Origin of the sequence: Microcoleus sp. PH2017_09_SFU_O_A, assembly GCF_020738625.1 — a bacterium.
In the GTDB taxonomy this organism is placed as follows: domain Bacteria; phylum Cyanobacteriota; class Cyanobacteriia; order Cyanobacteriales; family Microcoleaceae; genus Microcoleus.
Genome location: NZ_JAEQCF010000196.1, coordinates 1 through 2,212, shown reverse-complemented (window position 1 = coordinate 2,212; position 2,212 = coordinate 1). Strand labels below are relative to the sequence as shown.

General features: G+C 41.2%; 2 protein-coding genes and 1 pseudogene. 1 reads left to right on the top strand and 2 read right to left on the bottom strand.

Annotated elements, in window-relative coordinates; all coding sequences use genetic code 11:
* Positions 1 to 581 precede the first annotated feature (581 nt).
* On the bottom strand, positions 582 to 971 hold the full coding sequence (locus tag JGK16_RS32650; RefSeq protein WP_293187210.1) for a hypothetical protein: 390 nt from the start codon (positions 969 to 971) through the stop codon (positions 582 to 584).
* A gap of 651 nt (positions 972 to 1,622) precedes the next feature.
* Positions 1,623 to 1,814, bottom strand: a pseudogene (locus tag JGK16_RS32645) (ISAs1 family transposase); the annotation flags it as partial.
* A 44-nt stretch (positions 1,815 to 1,858) separates the two neighbouring features.
* On the opposite strand from JGK16_RS32645, the gene JGK16_RS32640 reads away from it, so the two are divergent.
* Positions 1,859 to 2,212 (top strand): IS1 family transposase (locus JGK16_RS32640; protein WP_293200725.1); only part of this gene is annotated, 354 nt, incomplete at its 3' end.

Sequence of the window (2,212 nt, the reverse complement as noted above, 5' to 3'; positions counted from 1 at the left end):
TATTAGGAAATATCTCTTAATTTAAATTCATTGTATATAGCCAAAATTTGATGATAATAATACCAAAATTAGAAAAGGTAGGCAAAAATATTTTTCATACGATGAATTTATGAAAATCCTTAGTCATCAAAACCAGAAGTGCGGAATGTGGGTTACATCGTTTGTCTAGAATGACTGTAGTTTAGACTAAAAAATGAGCGCAGCTAAAAGTAGCCACCTTTGAATCTCAGGCAAGCTGTTGCTAAAAAACTCAAAAAGTAGAAGATTAAATAGCTAACCTTGAAGACTTTTTGCGTCGAGAAACCCGTTTTTTAACGGTAGGATAGCATGGTGCCTTAGTTCGTACCCTTCCTTTTTCCCAGCCGGGGGATTTTCCCCTATGTTTAGGGATTTTTGTGGGAGTACCAATGTCAACTAAAAGCGAAAACATTGATTCGGCAACACGTCCAGGGGTTAAATTGATAGTAGCAGATTGCCAAGGTAAGACATTCTCAACCACTAAATCCCTAGCTAGCCAGAGTTGCCAACTCATCAACGGCATTAAATCACTCCAACGTTCAGATTGTTCAGGAGTTCTCAAGTTAGGCAATGTCCAATGCAATCTTTGCTTCGCAAATCGATACCAATGATCGACTCCAAAGCGTCGTAAATATTTGAACCAAACAGTTTCGCTTGGGTAGAGTTCGTTCTCCAACCCAAGCCAACCATAAGGGTGGAAATGGCTGACCATTTGACATGGGCTTCATTCTTTCCACCAGGATTAAATTGACTTTTTGTCCAGGGGCGCGATAAAAATGCAAGTCAATCCATTGTCTGACTCGGACTTTTCCCAAATCTGGATGTTCGTCAATTTCAATCTCTGTATCCGCTTGGAGCCATGTGGTTGGGTCATTGAGTCTCATTTTTTGCCCATGTTTGGGTGGTCTACCGCGACCACTATAGGCTGGTGGTGCTGACCACTCTTCAGGCATTCTTTCGGACTCTCATTAAACAATGAGCTTGAATGGAAGCTTGCTTTAGCGCTAGCACCCAACTTGCATTGCCATATTCTCGGTCTAAGACTGCTAATACTGGATTGATGCTTTGTTCACAGACAAGTTTAAGTTGGGAAGCTGCTTGAAGTATGGGTGAAGACCCACTACTTATTCTTTCATGGAGCAGGGGTAATGCCCAACTTCCGATCGCTTCAGGTATCCACGCAATTGTACTGTACCCCTGTCCCACAATGCAGCCGCTCTGAGATTGCTACTAATATATGTTCCGTTGGGGCTGCTTCTTTCTGTAATTGCTCTAGATACAGCAGCATCAGTTTTTTTCGGTCTGGTCTACAGTCTTGTAATGCTTCATAGATGCGCTTGCCATTGACGCTTGAATAATGGATTGAGTGAAAATTCCGCTAAACATGACGCATTTCTGGTGGTCATCACTGAATCCATCAGCTCGAATGTTGCATACGAGAGCTTGCACCAATAATTCATATGCTGCTTGACGAAAGTCCTTTAATCGTTCACTGTTCATTTAAGGAGTGGATAGGTTTTCTTTTTCACCCTCATTCTCTCCTGGCGCGGTGGCTCTAGTTCTTCTTTTGCCACCGTTCTCATCTTTGGTTAGTCTAAACTACAGTAAGAATGGCGAAGAGTTTTGCCATCAATTGCGATCACCTCTCCTGGATTAAAGCAACTAATAGATTGAATCCAACTCAAAAAATATTTCTGAAATTGCTCCGGCTTGAGACGAGAAAATACTCTCGCAATTGTGTCGTGTGAGGGTATGCCATTCGGTAATTATAAAATTTTCTTTAACCATTCGTATTTAGGTAGTGCCCTGAAGGAAAGGATAGTGTTTGCCATAGCGTGATATGACATTAGAAATTAATTGTTGCCCTAATTGTGGCTCAAAAGAAGTTAGTCGGAACGGTAAAACTCGGCATCATAAACAAAATTATAAATGCCGAAAATGTGGTCGTCAATTTGTTTTAAATCCTGCCTGGAAGCCTATTACAGAAGAACAAAAAGAGTTAATGTCACGGATGCTACTTGAACGTATTTCTCAGGCAGGAATTGCTCGGGTACTTCAAGTGTCAGAAGATACAGTGCAGCGATACGTTAATAGTCAAGCGGCTGCTGTTAAGAAGCAAGTGGAAGTGACTCCCAAAGAAAAAAAGCGCTTGAATGTTCAGATGGATGAGTTATGGTCATTCGTTGATAGTAAA

What these genes read in the sequence shown, in the direction of transcription:
- JGK16_RS32650 (WP_293187210.1), bottom strand. Translation starts at nt 971, where the DNA reads ATGCCTGAAGAGTGGTCAGCACCACCAGCCTATAGTGGTCGCGGTAGA.